At 44.7% G+C, this 20,393-nt stretch carries 13 protein-coding genes; 2 read left to right on the top strand and 11 right to left on the bottom strand.

Translation table 11 applies throughout. The features are described 5' to 3' along the window. Positions 1 to 62: 62 nt before the first annotated feature. From BWI96_RS19395 to BWI96_RS19365, 6 genes are all read right to left on the bottom strand, one after another. Positions 63 to 770 carry a hypothetical protein gene (locus BWI96_RS19395; RefSeq protein ID WP_106638177.1) on the bottom strand — a complete coding sequence of 236 codons (708 nt, stop codon included), beginning with the start codon at positions 768 to 770 and terminating at the stop codon, positions 63 to 65. 7 nt (positions 771 to 777) lie between these two features. Further along, entirely contained in the window at positions 778 to 1,443 is a 666-nt protein-coding gene (locus BWI96_RS19390; RefSeq protein WP_106638176.1) for a DUF6766 family protein, read from the bottom strand. 1,162 nt (positions 1,444 to 2,605) lie between these two features. Further along, positions 2,606 to 3,862 (bottom strand): ATP-binding protein, encoded by a 1,257-nt coding sequence (locus tag BWI96_RS19380; RefSeq protein WP_106638174.1) that lies wholly within the window; start codon positions 3,860 to 3,862, stop codon positions 2,606 to 2,608. After that, a complete protein-coding gene (locus BWI96_RS19375) occupies positions 3,835 to 5,067 on the bottom strand; it encodes a PAS domain-containing protein (RefSeq protein ID WP_106638173.1) in 1,233 nt (410 codons plus the stop codon). The genes BWI96_RS19380 and BWI96_RS19375 overlap by 28 nt, the downstream gene beginning before the upstream one ends. A 309-nt stretch (positions 5,068 to 5,376) precedes the next feature. Next, positions 5,377 to 10,506, bottom strand: coding sequence for a PAS domain S-box protein (locus BWI96_RS19370; protein ID WP_106638172.1), 5,130 nt, complete (start codon positions 10,504 to 10,506; stop codon positions 5,377 to 5,379). Between the two features lie 226 nt (positions 10,507 to 10,732). Then, positions 10,733 to 13,279: a hypothetical protein gene (locus BWI96_RS19365; protein ID WP_106638171.1), complete on the bottom strand. Its 2,547-nt coding sequence runs from the start codon at positions 13,277 to 13,279 to the stop codon at positions 10,733 to 10,735. A gap of 540 nt (positions 13,280 to 13,819) precedes the next feature. Between BWI96_RS19365 and BWI96_RS19360 the strand changes: the two genes are divergently transcribed. After that, the gene (locus BWI96_RS19360; protein ID WP_106638170.1) at positions 13,820 to 14,707 is read left to right on the top strand and encodes a hypothetical protein; all 888 of its coding nucleotides are present in this window, start codon (positions 13,820 to 13,822) and stop codon (positions 14,705 to 14,707) included. A gap of 59 nt (positions 14,708 to 14,766) precedes the next feature. On the opposite strand, the gene BWI96_RS19355 is transcribed toward BWI96_RS19360, so the two are convergent. The 4 genes from BWI96_RS19355 to BWI96_RS19340 all read right to left on the bottom strand — a co-directional run bounded on the left by BWI96_RS19355 (position 14,767) and on the right by BWI96_RS19340 (position 17,531). Further along, the gene (locus tag BWI96_RS19355; protein ID WP_106638169.1) at positions 14,767 to 15,003 is read right to left on the bottom strand and encodes a hypothetical protein; all 237 of its coding nucleotides are present in this window, start codon (positions 15,001 to 15,003) and stop codon (positions 14,767 to 14,769) included. Between the two features lie 126 nt (positions 15,004 to 15,129). Then, positions 15,130 to 15,585: an RES family NAD+ phosphorylase gene (locus BWI96_RS19350; protein ID WP_106638168.1), complete on the bottom strand. Its 456-nt coding sequence runs from the start codon at positions 15,583 to 15,585 to the stop codon at positions 15,130 to 15,132. A 5-nt stretch (positions 15,586 to 15,590) separates the two neighbouring features. Further along, entirely contained in the window at positions 15,591 to 16,103 is a 513-nt protein-coding gene (locus BWI96_RS19345; RefSeq protein WP_106638167.1) for an antitoxin Xre/MbcA/ParS toxin-binding domain-containing protein, read from the bottom strand. A 123-nt stretch (positions 16,104 to 16,226) separates the two neighbouring features. Next, on the bottom strand, positions 16,227 to 17,531 hold the full coding sequence (locus BWI96_RS19340) for an esterase-like activity of phytase family protein (RefSeq protein WP_106638166.1): 1,305 nt from the start codon (positions 17,529 to 17,531) through the stop codon (positions 16,227 to 16,229). Between the two features lie 252 nt (positions 17,532 to 17,783). Here BWI96_RS19340 and BWI96_RS19335 point away from each other — a divergent pair, with 252 nt between their 5' ends. Then, positions 17,784 to 18,233 (top strand): hypothetical protein, encoded by a 450-nt coding sequence (locus tag BWI96_RS19335; protein WP_106638165.1) that lies wholly within the window; start codon positions 17,784 to 17,786, stop codon positions 18,231 to 18,233. A gap of 559 nt (positions 18,234 to 18,792) precedes the next feature. Here BWI96_RS19335 and BWI96_RS19330 read toward each other — a convergent pair. Next, positions 18,793 to 20,340: a glycoside hydrolase family 32 protein gene (locus BWI96_RS19330; RefSeq protein ID WP_106638164.1), complete on the bottom strand. Its 1,548-nt coding sequence runs from the start codon at positions 20,338 to 20,340 to the stop codon at positions 18,793 to 18,795. Positions 20,341 to 20,393 lie beyond the last annotated feature (53 nt).

Here is a 20,393-nt window from a genome sequence, read left to right as displayed (position 1 = left end):
GGATAATAGGCACTCACGAATCCTTCTTCGATCAATACTTCTGACATCAAGCCTGATTCTTTTTACTTAGGTGTATAGGTTAGCTGCACCACTAACGCCTGACTTCCGTCCTTGTTAGAACGCCGCCATCCTACTGCAAGCGGAAGGTGTTGCGTCAGGTAAACTTCTGCTCCTAATACGAGTTGCCCGTAATCGTGGGCATTACTGGCCCAGTCACCGAGCAGGTGAAATTTCTGATAGAAAACCCCCGCATCAAATCCTGCATGAAAGCCTACGTTCGGTCCTTCACCCAGAAATTGGGCATTCCCCGTATACGTCCCAGCAACCACCTGATAATGATCTTCGTGAAAATGTCCTTCTATGTTAGCATAGAAAAAACCTACCCAGGAAGCAGGCCGGGTTCCGTTCAGATTCGCTCCGGTCTGTAAGCCTACTCCTGCCTGCCAATGCTCATTAATCTCCATAATTTTCTGAGCATTTACCAAGAGCAGGGGAGCGTAGGGAATTTGCGTAGTAGTGTCATTACGAATCCAGTGATGATCCTGACGCATCACATTATAGAGGTTGAACCCGACTTCCCAGTGCTTTCCTAACCCGTAATTAACGGTAGTCATGGAGCGAAATTGCTCCCGATTCAGATCAACCTGCTGTTGAGCCAGGATTTTATGTTGCGGGGTAATGTCCGAGGATGGTACGTTAAAAATGGTCTGCTGGGCGTGCAGACTCATGCTGCTCAGCGTGAGCATCAGCCCGATGAATAACTTTTTCATGATTCATTTAATTACCCGTTTCCGAATGCGATGCATCCACGGGTTTGGATTCCGGGGAACCCTTTTGTCGTAGAAAAATAGAAAGGACAACGATAGATAGTACCGACAAAAATTCACTCTGCCAGTTTTGAAACGATTGGAACCAGAATTCGCTCGTCCCCATGAATTCCCCCAAACTCAACACTTCGGACGATCCTTTCATGCTTTCTTCTGCATTATGCTGCCTGACTCCGCCTAATGCATGCAGGAAAAATGACAAACCGAAAAGAATAAAAAAGGCCAGACTCAGCGAATGCTGGTATAACTTGAGTGCCCATCCTCCCCGACGAACGGCCCAGGGAGCATTTTTGCGATTGGGGTCAGGCTCTCGATCTACCTCCTCAGAAGCGTCAGGGTCTTTGGATTCGGAGGAGCCTCTTTGGTATAAAGTGACGGTCAATACCACGTAAAGGCCCATTTGTAGAAATTCGCTTTCCCAGTTTTCAAAAACAGATTCTACACAATGCCCGGTAAAAAGGTATTCACCGAAAGACAAAGCCGCTAAGTGGTACTCTTCCCGCTCCTGATTATAGTCATTCCAGCCCGTTAATAAATGAGCGGTCAATGTCAATAAGGTAATCACAATTAGCACAATAGACAGGCCATTGTACTTTCCTATTTTCTTTAAGTTCATCCTAAAATAGTGTATTAGATTTCAGTAGGTTGTCGAACGAGTAACGAACGTATTCCTCAACTTTGCTATAAAAAATAATACCAGTATCAGGAAATCGCAGAATGATAACGACAATGCCTATACGTTAAGCAATACAGAGGTAAATACCATGAAAGCTATATTCATGAGACAAGTCATTGCTACCAGCTTTTTGGCTGATAATCACTAACAGCAAGATCCGGTGCCGCTGCCAGCTTTTTCGCTGGCAACACTAATCCAGGCTATGCAATACGATCCTGAAGTAAGGGGCTGCTAACAGCAGAAAAAGCTGGCTTTACCTCATGAAAAAGGCTTGTCTAGTATTAACTTAACAAGCCTTTAATATACATCAAGCGGTTATCTAATCAGTTACGAGGTACGTAGGCAGGTACTTTGTCAGCTAATCTGTAGTATCCCCCTATCAAACTAACTGACAAAGCAGGTTCAAACCCGACAAAGTAAAAACCTGTCCCACCCGCATGGACGTATAACGCTCATGCCCGTAATAAATACATTGTAAATGTAGACTATACGTTAATGGCAGTCAATCCTATAATTAAGGTAGATTGAGATACCTAAAGTTGAGGGGATGAGCTGAGTTTTTACTCAATAATCTCAGCGTCATTCAGAATGAACGGATTTGGTTATGGAAAATTTCCGAATCCTTAATCCGTCCCAGCCTATAGAAGGTCTTTCTCTTCATTCGGGAGGACAGAGCAGAGAAGTAGCGGTCATCCAGAGCGAAGCGAAGGACCTTATGACCTTTGCGGGCTTACTTGGTTTTAGGAAGGTTTTGTGGTTTGTCAATGGCTTGAGATTCAATGGATTGAGATTTCTGATTTTTATCCGTTTTCTTCCTCGGATTTCATCCGGGGCTATTCGTATTCAACCCCTCCGGGGTTATTTGTTTTAAAACTATTTTGGTAACAACTCCAACAGGATAACCTCAGGCTGAATAGCCCTAAATGAAACCCAGGAGCACCGTTGGTATTTACCACTAATAGTTACTTCACCATCATAATCCGTCTTCCAGAGCGAAGGACGTTATGAACTTTGCGGCCTTATTGCTCCATCAGGAAACTTTATTAACCCTAGCACCGTCCATTCTACAGAAGGTTTCTCACTGCGTTCGAGAGCTAAGATTTTAAAATTCAGGCAAATAGATGTAAAACTTTGCTCCCTGATTGGGTGTCCCCTGGGCCACAATCATACCATCGTGGTTCGTTACTACTTTCTGACAAATCGCCAGCCCAACCCCGGTTCCTGCGAACACATTCTTGCTATGAAGCCGTTGAAAGACCCCAAAAATTCGTTCAGCGTAGGTTTCTTCAAAGCCAATGCCATTGTCTTCAATAACAACCTGATGATAACGAGCATACTTGTCCCTGTTTTCAGGATTGAAGGGTAACTGATTAGTGGCGAGACTTTGGTAACTAACACGTATGGAAGGGACCGTAGCATTGCCAAGAATATCCTTACTGCTAAACTTCAGGGCGTTGGAAATCAAGTTTTGGAATAACTGTTCAAACTGCCTTTGATCTCCCTGAATCTCCGGCAACGCCATAACCTCAATGGATGCTTTGCTTTCTTCAATGGCTACCGATAGGGTATCAATGACCTGATTTAACACCGACGACAGATTAACCCGCTCCCGGTTACTCTTGCCAGTCGATAATTGAGAGAAGGTCAACAGATCGTTAATTAAGTTACTCATTCGCTGGGCCGACTCCTGAATCCGGTCCAGCAATCGATTATCTTCTGCTAAACTAGCCCGGTGACGCAGGCTTAGCAGGTCACTGAATTGTTGAATTTTTCGGAGGGGTTCCTGTAAATCATGGCTAGCTACGTAAGCAAACTGCTCCAGGCTCTCATTTGAGCGTATCAATTGCTCATTAAGCTCCGCAAGATTTTCATTAGAGGAGGTTAATTCTTCATTTGTCGCTTCCAGTTCTTCCGTTCTTTCCTGCACCAGAAATTCCAAAGCAGCCTTCGCCTCGTAATGACTGGTTACATCCCTAATCAGTCCATCTACGTGCGTAGGCTGTCCTTCTAAATTTCTCCTGACCTGTCCTACGGTTTGCAAAATTCTCCTTTGACTAGTCTGGGAATGAATGATGGTGTATTCCATCCGATAAAAACCGCTTGAGCCGGGAAGTAATGCGTCTTTATAGATTTGAAATACACGATCCCGATCACTTTCGATAATGACATCGAGGGAAGCAAACACATCTGTCACTTCAGGAAGACCATACCAACTGGATACTTTGGGTGATTTCACTAACTTCTGACTAGCTAAATCAACCGTATAAGTACCAAGTTCGGCTAAGTCGATCATCGACTGTAAAATATGCTGACTTTCTTTGAGAGCCTGCTTTACTTTTGCCTCGCCTGTAACGTCCACGGCAATATCCAGAATGGCATATACCTTTCCTTCTTCGTCAAAACGGGGCTGTACGTAATGTTGTAAATGTTATGGGTCATGACCCCATTTTGCACGATTTTTACCTCAGAGCCGTATGAGTGAAATCGCTGGCCAGTCGTAAAAACGTCGTCCAGAATTTGCAGGAAAGGTTGGTTTTGTTCAATCAATTCAGGCATCACTTCCCGCAAAGGCTTGCCAACGATGTCCGGGCCTTTCCCGACAATATCAATAAAGGTCTGGTTTGGATTTTCGACGATTAAATCCCGGCCCACAAATAGACCAATAGCTACAGGAGCCGTTGAAACAATGGAACGCAGCTTGGCTTCGCTAGCTCGCAGGCTTTCCTCCGCCAACTTTTGTTCGTGTATGTCAATTACGGTGCCAATCATGCCGAGGTAATTCCCTTCCGCATCAAACCGAGGGCTTCCTTTATCCATCGCCCAACGGTAAGTGCCGTCGTGCTGATGTAGGCGATATAGCAAATGAAAGGGAATGTGCTGTTCATTCGCCTCCAGAAACTGCTTGCTGGAGGCATCCTTATCCTCGGGGTGGGTAGCGTCAAGCCAGCCAAAACCTTCGGCCTGAGCTTTGGTTTGTCCGGTGTACTCGTACCATTGTTTGTTTAAGTAACTACAGCCTCCGTCGGGCTTAGTCGTCCAGATAATCGCCGGAACGGTGTCTGTCACCTGTCGGTCATACGTCTCACTCTCCTGATTTTGATCGGAAGGCTGAACAAATGCTGTTGCCGTCGACAGAACCCCAGTGATCACGCCATTTTCATCCGTAACCGGGCTAAAGTTCAACAGGTATCGTTGGTTTTCGAAGGAATCTACTGATTGATAAACAAGGGGTTCGACCGCCTCTGCATTCCAGACCCGCTCTAGCAAAGGCTGTATCAAAGCCCATGGTTCATGCCCAATACGTGCGGCTTTCTGATCGGAATGAATCGGGTTATCTAGGATAGCAGCATAAGCATCATTAGGAAAAAAGAGAAAGTCTTGTCCCCAGAATAAAGCCATTTTAGTAGAAGCCCCCAACACGGTGCCAAGGGTAATTTTCAGGCTAACAGGCCAACCATCGGGGTTACCCAAAGCAGAGTTACTCCAATCCTGTGAAGCCAGGAATTGCCCCATCTTTCCTTTGTTCAGAAAGAAAGGGTAGGTATTGTAATAAAAAGATTCCAATGGTATGATACAGGTTGCTAAAAGGTGTGACAAGAGCTTTAACGAACACGCTAGTCATCTAACTACTTACTCTGGTGAAGTGTTTAATGTCACAGTAGATGTATAGCTAAAAGCTACTTCAAATGTTAGCCCAGAGGTCTTTTATTTTTACTTATCTATAGCTAATAAACTCATAATGAGCTCACTATTAGTCATCCTAAATTTTTATTTCAACAAATATAAACCACTAACGTACTACCCTATAGGTATAGTAATTTAACAATTTTTATATCTATCTATTTAGGTAACCTCTTGCTTAGCATAAGCGATTTAAAACGTAGAACGATGCCTAATGATTTGCATCAGATACTCCAGGTCCACTGGTTTGGTTACATGCTCATCGAATCCCGCTTCCCTGGCTTTTCGCTTATCGGAGTCTTGCCCGTAACCAGATACGGCGATGATGAACGTCTGGGGCCCCCTTGGGTGCTGGCGAATCTGACGGCAGGTTTCGTAGCCATCCATTTCCGGCATACCGATGTCGAGTAAAATCACTTCGGGTTTCAGAATATCCAAGGCCTCCAGGGCTGCCATCCCACTATCTCGTGTGTAGACTTCATAGCCTTTCAATTCTAATAGCACACTTAAGGTGAATGAAGAATCTGAATTATCATCCACAATCAATATACTGGTCTGGCGTATAGAAGTAAGCTTTGTGGACGGGTCCATTTCATTCCTACCCCTCGGTAACGCAGGTAGATGTACCACAAAGGTACTTCCCTTATTCAGTCCTTCGCTTTGGGCTTCTACGCTGCCTTCGTGAAGTTCGGCAATCTGTTTGACCAGGGTAAGCCCTAAGCCTAGCCCTCCCTGCGAACGGGCCAGTGAATGGTCTACCTGCACAAACAGCTCAAAGATTTTTGAAAGTTGGTCCGTCGCCAACCCAATGCCATTATCTGTGACGCGAATGATCGCTGTATTTTCTTCCTGACTCAAGCTTAACTCAATGGCTCCGTGATTAGGAGTATAACGGCTGGCATTGGTTAATAAATTCATCATTAGCTGCACCAGACGAGTCGCATCTCCCTCTAACTCAATTGTTTCAATGGGTATGTTAACGCGAAGCTTTTGTTGCTTGTGCTCAACTAACATCTGTACAGATTCGAGGGCCTGATGAACCAAATCATTCAGATGAACCCGTTCTTTTTTGAGTTCAATTTTTCCCTGACTGATGCGGCTCACGTCCAACAGATCATCAACCATTCTTACCAGGTGATCGGTCTGACGAGTCATTCGGTCTATCACTGTTTTAGCCTGAGCGTTGGTAGCTGCCGTGATCGATAAGATTTGCAAACCACTCCGAAGCGTGGCCATTGGATTACGAAGTTCGTGAGCCAGCATAGACAAAAACTCATTTTTCCGCTGGTTTGCTTCTTTTAAATCATCTTCTGCCTGCTTCTGGCTGGTTAAGTCACGCATTACTTTCAGAAGACCGATGATGGTACCGGCTTCGTTGAGTAAAGGCGTAGTTACCCCCGAACCAAAGAAACGGGTACCGTCTTTTCGCATATGCCAGCGTTCGTTCTCGGCCCGGCCTTGTAGCAGAGCCATATCCCTTTCTTTTTCCGGAGCACCCTCCGCCCGATCTTCTGGAACAAAAAAGATTTCTCCGGGTTTTCCTACGATCTCCGGTTCTGAATAGCCGAGCATGTATTCAGCACCCGCGTTCCAGTCCTGAACTTTCAGGTCTAAATCAAGCGTTAATATGGCGTAATCGGTTGCACTTTTCAGCATAGCGTCCTGACGACCTTTCATATGTCGTAAATCTATTTCAGCCTGCCTGCGAGCCGTAATATCAAGCATTACCCCGCTCATGAGGAGCGGTTGTCCTCCCGATTTTTCCATTACCCGACCGTATCCGCTCATCCATCGTTCCGTTCCGTCTTCCCGTAAGGCACAAAATTCAGTATCAAAATCCGTTTCACCCGTCAGAGCCTGACGCAACAGTTCTTCGACTCGCCCGCGATCATTCGGATGCACATGTTCAAAAAATACATTAGGGTGAACCGGACCTATTTGAGGTTCGAGACCGAATATTCGAAAGTGGTGTTCGTTCCAGAATACTTCATTGGTCTGAAGATCCCACTCCCAGGTAGCCATGTCTGCGGCTTCGACCGCCATGCGGGTCCGTAACTCTAACTTTTGCAGAGCCATTTCAGCCTCTTTACGCTGGGTTAAGTCAGCAGTAATGGCCAGCACCGTAGTGTCCTGACTAGCTTTGTGATGTAAAAGTGAGACGGAGCTATTAGCCCAGACAATTGTACCATCGGGTTTTACATACCGCTTATCAACGGACGCTACCTCTCCAGTCAATAGCAGTTGTTGCAGCACCTCATAGCTTTTAGCAATGTCCTCTTCAAAGGTTACCTCTGAAATAGTATGGCCTATCAACTCAGAGGCATTCCGGGCCAGCAATTGACAAAATTTGTCATTGACCCGTAGAAAGTACCCTTCGGTATTGAGTTCAGAAATGCCCACCTGAGCCGTCTGAAAAATAGCCAGCAGGTGGGTTTGACTTTGCTGAAGGTCTTGTTCGGCCTGCTTCAGGTCATTGATGTTGGAGATAATAACCATGTGCCCGGTAGCCTGTTCATGTCCATTTTTAATAGGAACGGCAGAAACATGAGTCCAGATTGTACTTCCGTCGTCCTGCGTATATCGCATCTCAATGGGCGGCAGTACCCGTTCACCTCTCAAGGCTCTGGCCCCTGGAAAGTCCTGAGGATCCATACGGCTCCCATCGGGATAATAGCCTAACCATCGATTGGGAGTGTCTTTATCCATAGAAGGCATGACGCCCGTAGGAATAAAGCGTTCCATTTCCTTATTGGAGAGAATGAATTCCCCTTTTGTATTTACCACGCCAATAGCTACGGGCAAACTTTCAAAGATAGCGGCCAGATGAGCTTCACTTTCCCGCAGGGCCTCTTCCGCCCTTTTGCGAGCAGTAATATCAATGACCAGGGAAACCCCCGTCTTCCCCTCTTCCAGCACAGAGCCGGCAAAAATACCCCATCGTAATTCGCCACTGGAATGATAAAATTGTTTTTCGTAAGGTTGGATTGCTCCCGTTTGCTTGAATTCTTCAACCGCCTGCCAGGTTCTGGGTATCCAATCTTCGTGTGTATAAACATCCCAGCGGACTTTTTCTGAATACAGTTCCTCCTTTGTTACGCCAAGCATCGTCAAAAAAGCCTCGTTGGCTTCCATAATAGGTCCGCCGATGTCAAAGAAAGCAACAGACACCAAACCGCTTTCGCTCAAACGTCTGAATTTTGCTTCGGATCGACGCAGGGTATCTTCGACTTCGGCCCTTTGTACGGCTGCCCAGGCACGTTCAGCCGTTTCGTGCAAAATTTTTATATCATTTTTGGTCCACTGACGCGGGTCACGCTGATCGACGGTGAGTACCGCAATAAGACTTCCTTCGCTGATTAGCGGTACAGAAATACTAGCCTCGATGTTGGATTGAATCAGACTGTCTTTTTCTTCGGCTGATAACCGATCCGTTTTACGTACCTCCTCCATTACAAAGTTTTCTCCCCGAAGCAAGACCTCCATGACTGCTCCAAAACTGCTTGCAGAGAAATTACTCATTAATTCAGCACCTTCCTCGCTTATATACTCGGCATCCGTACTTCTCTCTTTATCACTGATGGTAGTAAAATACGCATGGTCTACCTGTAGCTGCGGGCCTAGCAACTGCACAGACTTCCGCCGGATTTCGATGGGGCAGGTAGTTGAACGCAAGGCATCGCTTAGTTTCAAAAGATATTCCTGTAACTGCTCGCCGTGCCTACGTTCGGTAATATCTTCAAAAACGTTAGCAATTACCCGGCTTTCAGGCCCGCCTATTCGTGACGTATGTGTCTGATACCATTTATGATTATCTTCATCGTAATGCTCGTACCGGATTGATTCACCTGTTTTAACAACCCGGTCGTAGGCTTCCAGCCAGTAGAATTGAGCAGGCATAAAGTCACTGGCTAACTTTCCCGCCACTTTCTCCAGCCCGGTTATTTTTTCAAAAGCTGGATTTACTTCCAGCCAGCGAAGATCTAATGGCTTCTCTTTTTCATCGTAGATCATCTCTAAAACCGCAAGGCCTTCGCCTATGGTATTAAACAGAGAGTAATACCGATCCGTTGCTTTCTTTGCTATTTCATCTTTCAAACGAAGGATTTCCTGCTGGCTTCTCTTCTTTTCTGTAATGTCTTCGGTATTCATCACGAAGCCATCATTCATTTTAATCAACACCTGATGATACCAGCCATCAAACTGCTCATAACCATAATATTTCTCCTGTTCAATGGATTTACCGGTTTCCGTTACCTCCACAAACTGAGCAAACAGGCCCGTATCTACAACCGCTGGATTTTTTTCCAATAGACTTTTACCAATGACATCGCCATTCTGCATAATGCCTCTTTCATTATTCATCATCCAAATGAAATCGATAATGGCCCCAGTTTCATCTCGCTCGGCTCTGAAAGCCTGAACGATGTAAGGAGAGCTGTCTAAAATGGTTTGCAAGTGCTCTTTAAGAGTGGCCAGTTCGTGTTTTGTCTGCTTTAGTTTCGTAATGTCGGTGGTGGTGGTAACTAGGCCATCCTCAAGCTTAACCGTAGACTGATAAAACCAGCCATTGAATTGCTCATGCACATAATGACGTTCACTCTGATCGGCTACTCCCGTCTCACATACTTTTTTAAATGTCTCGAAGACGCCCATCTGTTTTACTCCAGGGTTCATTTCCAGCAGGCTTTTTCCAATCACATGACCATAATATTTTTCACTGGCATGATTGTTCAGCGTCCAGACAAAATCGATGATTTCACCCTGTTTGTTACGCACGGCTTTGAACACCTGAATCATTTCCAGCGTACTATCCAAAGTGCCCCGAAGAAGCTGTCTGTTTTCCTCTAACTCCTGCGTGCGTTGGTAGACTTGAGCTTCCAGTTGAATTTCATAGTATTGCTGAGCTTCCAGTAGAGCCTGCTCTGCGTCTTTCTTATCCTGAATGTCAATATTTATACCCAGCCATTTTTTTATGGAACCGTCCGGGTTAAGGATGGGCGTGGCTTTAACATTGGTCCAGCGATAACCACCGCCCGGTCTCTGAAGCCGAAATTCGGCATCTACCCGCTTTTTCTGTCTGCCAGCCTCCTGCCATTGCGAAAGGGCATAGGGTTGATCATCAGGATGCACAGCCGCCACCCAGCCTTCCCCCATCCCTCCTTCTCGTGACTGGCCCGTGTAAGCTTGCCAACTGGGTGAGTCCTTGATAACCATACCCTGCCCATCCGTCTCCCAGAAAGCCTGAGTAAAGGAAGAAAGTAAGGTATGATATTCTTCGGCTGTAATCGTTGAAGACGGCGGTGTAGATTCCTCCTTTTGCATAGAGCATAACGTTTACTAAAGGCTGCTAGGCAACCGATAAAGCAGAGGTAACGAGAGTTGGCCATGATCACTCGAAGCCTATCCTTTTTTAACTCCCGGTTAATCCATTGAATGGAAAAGAAGCGTACCCGAACTTGTTTTATAAAAAAGAAGAATACCTTATTACTAGTAATGGTAGCGACTTTGTATGTTTTCCTATGCCTTCAAATTGATTTCTTTTTCTAACCTATTCGTTTGGGACAGGTTTCTTCCACTTATTCCAGTAGTAAGTAAAATCAAACGAAAAATACCTTGGCAAGCGATTGACAGATTCTTCGCTCCGTGTATTGGCCATCTGTTGAAATTCGAAAATGGTCCGGTTATCAAAAATATTAGTAGCTCCCAGTGTCAATCGAATCTGGCTCTTTTCACCTAAATATTTGGCTATCTTCAAATCTGCTATCGTATTCGCAACGTACGTGTCATTCGTCTTTTTACTAACGATGGCCGTACCTGTGATATGAGCGTACCATTGATTCTTCAGATTCAGATTCGCTTTGACACTCCCTTCATTGCGAATATTAACTCCTGTCTGAGCTTTTAATTGTTTTACCAGGTTAAATCGATAATCAAACTGAAATGTTACCCGTTGGGAACCTATTCCCTTTATGCCCAAGGTAGTACTGTTTAGCAAGGTCTGATAGAGACGATTTTCGCCACTCAGACTAACCCGGTTTTCTCGCCGGGACAAAAAATTGAAAAAGTACAATTGAACCGGACTACTCCGGTTGAAATTAAGCCACATGAACGTAAACGTCCAATGATTTAAGTGTCCATACTGTCGCATGGTTTGATTGAGAGAGCCCAAAAATCCTACGTTTAGCTGCGGGTTAACCGGAGGCTCCACGCCTTCATAATACAAATTGAAAGTCAGGTTATTAGCGGTGGCAACAACTGTTGACACATTTACTTCTGCATTACGCTGGGCGTAGTTCAAGAGGGAAGGATTTCCCTTTCTAATGACCTGAATTGACGAACTATCCATTACGGGCAGCATGTCTGGCAGCATGGGGTCCATGCGGCTTATCTGATAACGGAAAGATGCTTTAGTTTGCCGGGAAAAACGGTACATCAGAAACAGATGAGGCATCCATTGTTGTTCTTTAAAGAACTGCTTCTCCTGATCCAGCGAAACCAGCTTACGCGTGGAGTACCAGTGCCAGGTTGCCATCCCAGCCACCAGATCCCAACGCAAGCCCTTGTATAGGGCAGTAAGTTGAGATTTCCATTCAAAATTCTGAATTTCCCAGGTGTCAAATCCTAAGTCAGGTCGCACAAGGCGAGAGGTCGTTTCCCCTAACTGGTACGCCTGTTGATGAAAAGGAGCCGTAGAGGAATTTGCGGTAGTAGTAGATTCCAGTAACCATCGGCGTGATAATGGCAAGGCATGTACGAGTTCTGCCTTTAGCACCTGTACTGAGCTCACTTGATGAATCTGGTTATGATTGATTGTCGTTGATTCTACAAATGCTGTCTGTCGATTTTGATACGTTAGGTCCGTTGCGTTTTGCTGATAAAAATAGTGTAGGTAAGCGGAAGTTACATGAGCCTTCTTAGCGTGTCTGCGAAGCCAGGCAAGGTGTTGGCTTAACACAAATTCCGATTGCCTCCTATCCTGAAATGTCTGAAAGATATTTTTCAGAAGCGTATCGTTTCTTTGGCGATCTATAAGTTGAAGAGACGTATAGTTAGTATCCAGATTCTTCAGGCGTTTATACGCAATGGTTTGAGAAAACCGTAAGCTGCTTTTCTCTGAAAACTGAATCGTTCCCAATACATTTCCCCGTAGCCAGTCCGTAAATTGCCGGGTATTCTTCCGTCCCCTCAGTACCTGTTCCGTTAATCCAACGCTTATCAGCTGCTGTTCTGTTCGCTCTACATTACGATCATCCTGATCTGCAAAAATAAATCCAGTCCAACTGCTGCGAGCTCCCGATTTAGAAAAATTCAGCCCCAAGCCAGCCATTCGGGTGATCCCTTCCCCCGGATCTGCTAGCAGATTCGGATTCGTAGCCACATTTGTACGCTGTACTCGCAAGATTGGCATGGTTTCGGATTGGCTAGTTATCGAATATGCTCCATTTCTCATCTCCAGAAAGGTACTTCGATTGTACGAATCCTCATCCTGCTGCGTTAAGACACGTTCGTTAATATTGTTGACACTGAGGTATGTATTGAAAAAATGTGTAGGATGAATTCGATTAAACCGCGTACCTACCTGGTACCGGGACTTCGTAGCCGGACTTGCTCCTACATTTCCGTATAAGCCGTTCTCGTACTCTTTCTTTAGACGAATATTTAGGGAACCGGCTTCGGCAAGCACTTCTAATTGTTTAATCATTTCACCCTGTAGGGCTTTTAATGTAGCCGTAGCATTGCCCCCAAAGAGTAACTTCCCGTTCACAGTCACCCGGTTTATTTTTTTACCCATCACTGAAAGCGTCCCATCCCCGTAAACCCTAATACCGGGAATTTGACTCACTAGTTCACTGGCATCCGCATGGGGCATGATTGGGATACCATCGGTATCAATAAACGTAGTGTCCCCTCGAATAGAAATCCGATTATCCGATTTTATAATCACTTCTTTGAGTTGGGTAATTTCAGGCTCCAGTCGTACCCGATGAAGCATCAAGTCCCTGTTTAAAAACACCTGATATTGATAGCGTTTGTATCCATCAGCCTGGATTTCAATCTGATAATCACTATGTTTTTTAATAAAATACTCAGACAAGTGTCCGCACTTTTAAAATGAAAAGAAGCCTGTACTCTCCCTTCCGTCAAAACGTATACATCGGTCTGTGTCCGTTCTTGTCTCCCTATACATAACCGAAGTAAACCCGTCGTTTTCTGAGCAAAGACAGGCGAAGAACACAGCATTAGTGACAGTAAGAAGATAAAATAATAAGGTCCACTAAAGAAGGCCATTTTATAGTTTAATAAATTCTGATCATTTAAGTATTCATAACCATCCTATTCCTGATTCACATAGCTAACGTCTGTTCGGACTACTGTTCCTTGAGCATTACTATACCAATTAATACATGCGACAAATGATCCACTCTGATAAACTGACACAAAACCACACGTATAGTTAACTAATTTTTCATAACTGATTTTAATTGAATTATTAGTTAAAAAGCAATCACAAGAGCAGAATAAGTAGCTGTTTTTATTCTATTGTTTAAAATGCAGCGGGTCATTTCTTAAGTAAACTGTTTGAAATATCATCATTATTACTTATTTACGCAAGCAATAATAACTATATATAAGTATGAAAATGATACTTCCTATTTTAGGCATTCTAAGTATATTATCCAATCCCTTAAATGCTCAGAATTATGCTTGGCAGCAAGCCTTAGCTTCGTATATGAACAAGCCTATTAGCTCGCTAGTAAAAGCTCAGGGTACTATTTCGGGAGCTAGTACCAACGAAAGCAAGTCTATTAAGGGAGGGATTCCTACTTCAGTTGTCAAACAATCGCTAAGCTCTTCTTATAATAGAACAATTGTGTTACAACCAGTATCCGAGGGGGGTACGTTTACCATCCATCGAAAGGTGAATAAAATGATTATTACCAGTAAAGATGCCCAATCTACCAGCCAATATGATTCAGAAAATCTGTTTGAAAGGGACGTAATGGCTACTGCTCTAGGCGAACAATACGATCCATTGGTAGGAAAAACGCACACATCGGTTTTTCCTTCAAACCAAACAGTAGATACGGAAAAGACTTTTAATGGGTTATGGACGAAGAGTGTTCCCTTCCTGGTAGCCACCCCCGAACTGGTTGGAATCGTTATGCCCGTAAAAGATATGAATGATTTAAAAGTAGGCTCAGTCTGGAAAGATGAATTCCCCTATGGTAACCAAATCATTGTGAACACCTATACTATTGTATCGCTTGAGAAAAACGTCGCCACTGCTACCCTGACAGGCCGCCGGGAAAGCCGCTCCCCTTCCAGTATTCATTTAGATAATAGTCGCATTGTATCCATCAAGACGAACTATACGGGCACCATTCAATTTGACCCAAAAAAGCTGTTCATTTATAAAGCATCTTTCCATTTTACTACGGAAAATTCCTTGCAGGTCATGGGCTCTGCCAATAACTCTACCACGGTAACTGATTCTGAAATTACCAATTCCTTTTCTCGTTAAACCTTCTTAAATGCTATGGTATTCGGGGCCATTGCTTAAGCCAATTAAGTTCTGTAACCTCAGATAGAGAGAATCTTTCCCTTTTCAGAATATATGCTGCCAGCAAAAAGGCTGCCAGCGGTTTGTTTGGCTATTTGAGTGTTAAAAATATTTCTTGTAAAGCGGTAGAAACTACTACTCATATTAGTTTCTAACTGAGGGCAGTTAGGTGCCGCCGCTGCCAGCGTGGCCTGGCCAGCTTTTTCGCTGTCAGCATAAACATATGATGGAGTAAGCCTCTTCCAAATTAAGAACATGTGCTGCCAGCAGATTTTTGAGCTATACGAGTGAAGCACTCCAGGGTAGCTAACTAACAAAAAGTATTTGGAATCATGGGTAAGGCCCTTTCTTTCTCCCTAGATAAAAGAGTTGCGTTTTTTCTATTACAAACGCTCATCCCGCGTATAATCCTCCACGGCAATAACTTTCACCAGATCGTAATACCTGGGGAATAAAGGATTTAATACGACATTGTATTCCTGCGGTAAAACGGCACTTCTTACTTTGAAGCCGAGGTATGCTTTTGCTTTCGAAATCCTATCGCCCTGATGTTTCAACTCCAGATTTTCGGTCATTCGCCAGTCGATAGGTAATGCTTCGTCCTGAACTTCGTAAAGTTGAGCAGAGTCGTCAATTTCGATGGTCATGATAAAGAGGTTTGGTGGCAGTTCGGAGTCATCCACGTGCACCAGTAATTCCAGTAAGGCCAACGCCCGGCTTTCGCTGGTATATAATGCGAAAACGCCTTCATTGTTCCAGCGACCACCGAACAACGAGGCACCTAAGCCGCTTAGATCATTAGCTCGCTCCTTCTTTTTTGCGATTCTATAAACAATCATGAATACTACGAATACACTCCTTCCTCGATTCGTCCCAGAATTTGGTTGACCAGTTTAATGCCCGTGGGCGTATTGAGTAAATCAAAAGGCCTTTGTCCGCTCAGGGCTTTATTTTCCTTATGTAGCCAGCGGTTGAGTTTGTCAGGATCTTCGAAAAGGGTGAGGCCCAGAGCGATGGTATGGGCAATTTCAATGGAAAGTGAGGAGACGAGCGTATTTAGCACATCTGTTTTCTTTTTCCGGGCCAGCGTTTTATAAGAAAGGTTCAGCAGTTCGGCCATGTCTTTCATGGGAATGTCCAACACATCAGCCAGGTGTTCGAGTGATGCTTTAGGAATGCCTTTTTCGCTGGCCGTCAGAAAATCCAGCCCGGAAACGGGTTCCTTTTCCATAAAATGCGTACTTCCTAAAATCAACCAGGTAATGGTATTGGCAGGAGCTTTTTGCCGAACCATCTCCGTTACTATTCCCAAATTCCAGCCGGAGTCAGGCGTTACCGAAACCATTGATGTTTTCATAAATGGACATTTGACTCAAATATATGGAAAAATGTCCATTCGCTACTATGCAATAATAAAAAGGTCTGAAAATCAATTAGAAATTGACTTTCAGACCTTCAGTACTTAAGAATACTAGAAGTGTTATTTCAGTGGCGTAGCCAGATTAACGAAGTAAATACGGTTTCGGTCTACTTTACCCGTAGCAGGTAATATCTTGGCCGCAAAACCGTTGGCCCCGTTATCAATGACACCGAAATCATCGTCATTGGAAATAGCCAACGTACTATTGCCAATCAAAGCAAGACCTTCGGCTTTGTCGTGCGGATACACGGGGTTGATCTGAGCCAGCAAATCCAGCACCAGCGTTTTCGTAACGGGCGTAATACCCGCACTTTGCAAACCAGCCGTGTTCTTAAGTTGCTCTACCGTTTGACCGTTATAGAGTTTTCCATTTTCACCATTGGCAGGATCAGAAATGTCCGTAGCTCCGGCCAGATCAAATTTGAATACTTTCTTGAACTTAGCTGGTTTGGCTGGATCTCCGCCGTAATTACCGTCCCGCTCCAGAGCCAGGAAGGTCGTATTCGTAATGGCTGCTACTTCACTGCAACCCGTCAGGCTGGAATTTTCCATGACGTAAGCATACTGATGAGTTTCTCCGCTAGTAATATCGAAAGTTAATACCCGCAGAATGGTTCCCCCCGAAACTGCCGAAGAAGAAGGATTATACAGAGGCGATTGCATTAATCCTACCAGCGTTTTGCCATCGGGAGTAATCGTCAGACCTTCCATACCGCGATTGGGACGGCGTTTAGCCAATACCTTGGGCAGGACACGGCCTCCCGTTCCTGAACCGAAGGGGTTAATACGTTCAATCGTTTTTCCCGAAGCGTCGAAGTGAACAAGGTGAGGGCCGTATTCATCACTAACCCAGAACGAGCCATCAGCCGCCCGCACGAGTCCTTCCGAATCCAGTCCATCGGGATCTGGATTTAAGGTTTTACCCGTTAAATCCAGGGGCGTTTCGCCCGTGCTACCCTGACCAGAAGGGTTAGGAAGTCCCGTCAGAAGCTGACCAGCGGCATTTTTCAGCAGAATAGTTTCAATTAATACCAATTTATCTCCGTCCCGACGGAACTTGCCAATTTGTGGCGTAAAATCAGCTTTGCCAAAAATAATGGAGTTAGCCGCTACCCCTCCTGAGTTCGGCCCCCGGTCGGTTAACAGATAAAAAATATTAGGATCATTGGGATCAGTAGCCAGAGCCGAACCGAAACCGCCGTTATAAATCACGGTACCGTTAGGAGCCGTTGACAATATTTTAGGGTCAGAGGCTTCCGCAAAAAGGGGAAAACCAGCCGGAGGAAAAACGTGATCGGTACAGGCCACAAGAGCTAACAGCAGAGTCCCTGCCGTTAGAAAAGAAGGTACATATGGAAGCTTCATGGGATAGTAAGAAGTTAGGCCACAAAGCTAGGAGTGGGAATATTACGGAATCATGATATTATACGAGGTAATGTTATAAAAATGTGAAGGTTTTTATACCTTCGTTTTGATACGGAACCAAGGATATTTATAGTAGGTAATGCCAGTAAAAAAATAGAGCATCGACATTCATACGTTAGGAATAGGAAGGTTTTACGGTGTGTTTTAATGATCAATTAGTAAACTTTAAATCCCATCCAACCCAGTATTGTAATGATGAAGAAAGGCCTTATCTTTTTCTGTTCTGTAGCTATAATCGCTGTTATCTACTGGCGTTACCCATCGAAACCGGCTATAGACCATTTTACTATTATTGAAGCTGGGATTGAGCATCTTTTCAGTCATCAAAAATTTTCGCCAGAGTTTTACCGTCATCCGCTACAAATTGTAAAGTCTTTTTACTTAAGTCAGCAAAACGGGAAACGTCTCAACCGGAAGCCTTACTATCTGATTGACAAAGCTCCTTGCTCCAACGAACGGGATTGGCAACATCCTTTACCTTATCTGGAAATCTGGGGCATCGTGCCGCTAGCAGATCAGGCGATTCGTTTACAGCTTTTTTTCAATTCTATTGGAAAATGTTACACCCTGGATTTGTACGAAGAAAACCATCAATGGAAAGTAAGAAATAGTAATTATGCTGATATAAAAATGGGATGTTAGACGAATGATGCCAGCTTTTTCGCTGGCATCGGCTGAGCTGAAGAAGTTGGAGTTTTTCTTCTACTGTCATCTAGAGCGAAGTGAAGGACCTTACTTATGTATTGCCAACTTAACTGGGGTAGTAACTTCCTCTCCATTTCTCTCGCAGTCGCTAGGCTCTAGCCGAGTGACTACCTAGCTCTAGGCCTCTGGCCGGTAGCATGCAAACCCCTAACTGGTTACAAAACAACTTTCCCAAATAAAACAGGCTTACTAATACCGGCCAGAGGCCTACCAGACTACAGCGTCACTCGGCTTAGCCGAGCGACTGCGGAAGTGAATATGAAGCGTGAGACGAATGATGCCAGCGAAAAAGCTGGCATCGGCTGAGCTGAAGTAGTTGGAGTTTCTCTTCTACTGTCATCCAGAGCGAAGTGAAGGACCTTACTTATGCTTTTGCAAACTTATCCGGGTTAGTAACTCCATTGCCATTCCAAACGAGTTCTCTTTAAGCTAAGAGCCTCTGGCAGACCACAGGTTCACAGGTTACTCGTGGTCTGCCAGAGGCTCCTTACTTTAGTTAATCCAATTTTTCTACCGTGACGTTTTTAAAACTTCCCTTTCCACCTTCCGTGAACAAACTTACCGTTCCGTCTTTTTTAGTGGGGAAAACGTGGTCAGTAATTACGGCTTCGCCATCGTTGATGTATACTTCAACCATCGAGGCATCTACGAGGATGTGCAGCTTAACGGCTCCATTTTTAAGTTTCACAGGGGCCTCTTCCACACTTGCAAAAGTCGGATTAAAATCCACTTTGCCTGACTTGCGACGGTCAAACTGTACTTTACCATCTACATACCGAATAATCGTTTCTTCGTCACCTGATTTATAAATCTTTAGTCCTATTTCTTTGGCTTGCTCCGGAAGCAGCTCTGCTTTAATTTCCAGCCGTTCGCCCGTGGCTTTACTAAAAACCTTTTCGTTACTGGTTAAGGTTAGCGTTTTTACTGATTCCAGTGGCGTGCGTTTTAGCTTGGCTAAGGCTAGATAAGGTTTCTGAATCAGAATTAAGCCTTCGGGCGTACGTTTGAGCGAAATTCGCGGGGTGAAGGTCATGCTGCCCCGAAAAGGACTTGTAGGAATTTCCTTGGCGTACGTCCAGTTGAGAGCCCAGCCTAACGTAATGGGTTTGGTCTGCGATTTGGGCAAGTTATTAAACTCAATGGCCGCGTAATAGTCCTTGCCGTAATCAATACTATTACCCCATCCTGCCCGGGCTGGTTTTGGATTATCCTTATCCAGCGTGAAGGTTTTTCCGTCGTAATTACCCACAAAGTATTGCATCCCCACGAAGCCTTCCACCTGATGGCCCGAAGAAATATACAACACCCATTTTTTCTTACCGGGTTCATTTTCAATGGGGACTTCCATCAGGGCAGGGCACTCCCAGATTTTAGAAACGTCCCCCTGTTTGCCAAATTCTCCCGTCTTGGTCCAGCTTTTCAGATCTTTGGATTCGTAGAACATTGCGGTGTGAATATCCGGCTTCACCACCGACATCACCCATTTTTTCTGCGGCTCATACCAGAATACGTTCGGGTCGCGGAAGGACGGCGTGCCTAGTGTCAAGACTGGATTTTTAGCGTATTGGGTCCAGGTTCGGCCTTTGTCTGTGCTGTAAGCCAGATTCTGATGTTGCTCCAGTTCTTCGCCCTTGGCGTGCACGTGTCCGGTGTAAATGGCCACCATACAATCTTTGGTACCCGGAGGGCATACCTGACTTTTGTTACCATAATCAATGACGGCACTTCCCGAGAAAATCATGGTTTGGCTTTTGCCGTCGGGATTATCAAATTCGGGAATCGCGAGGGGTAAATGCTCCCAGTGAATCAAATCTTTGCTAATGGCGTGACCCCAGCTCATATGCCCCCAGGTGTCGCCAAAAGGATTGTACTGGTAAAAAAGGTGATACTCGCCTTCGTAGTATAAAAGACCATTCGGATCATTTGTCCAATTCTTCTCTGGAGTAAAGTGAAAGGCTGGACGATACGCTTCTGTTGGCGTTTGGGCCTGTGAATAAGTAGCCGTCATGGCAGCTAGCAAACTCAGCAATAATTTCTTTTTCATAATAAAAGGTTAAAAGTCGCTGAATGGATTAGACCATTCAGGCGACTCGCACT

The organism is Siphonobacter sp. SORGH_AS_0500 (assembly GCF_002838835.1).
Lineage (GTDB): Bacteria > Bacteroidota > Bacteroidia > Cytophagales > Spirosomataceae > Siphonobacter.
This window is presented reverse-complemented; position numbering and strand designations above follow the sequence as displayed.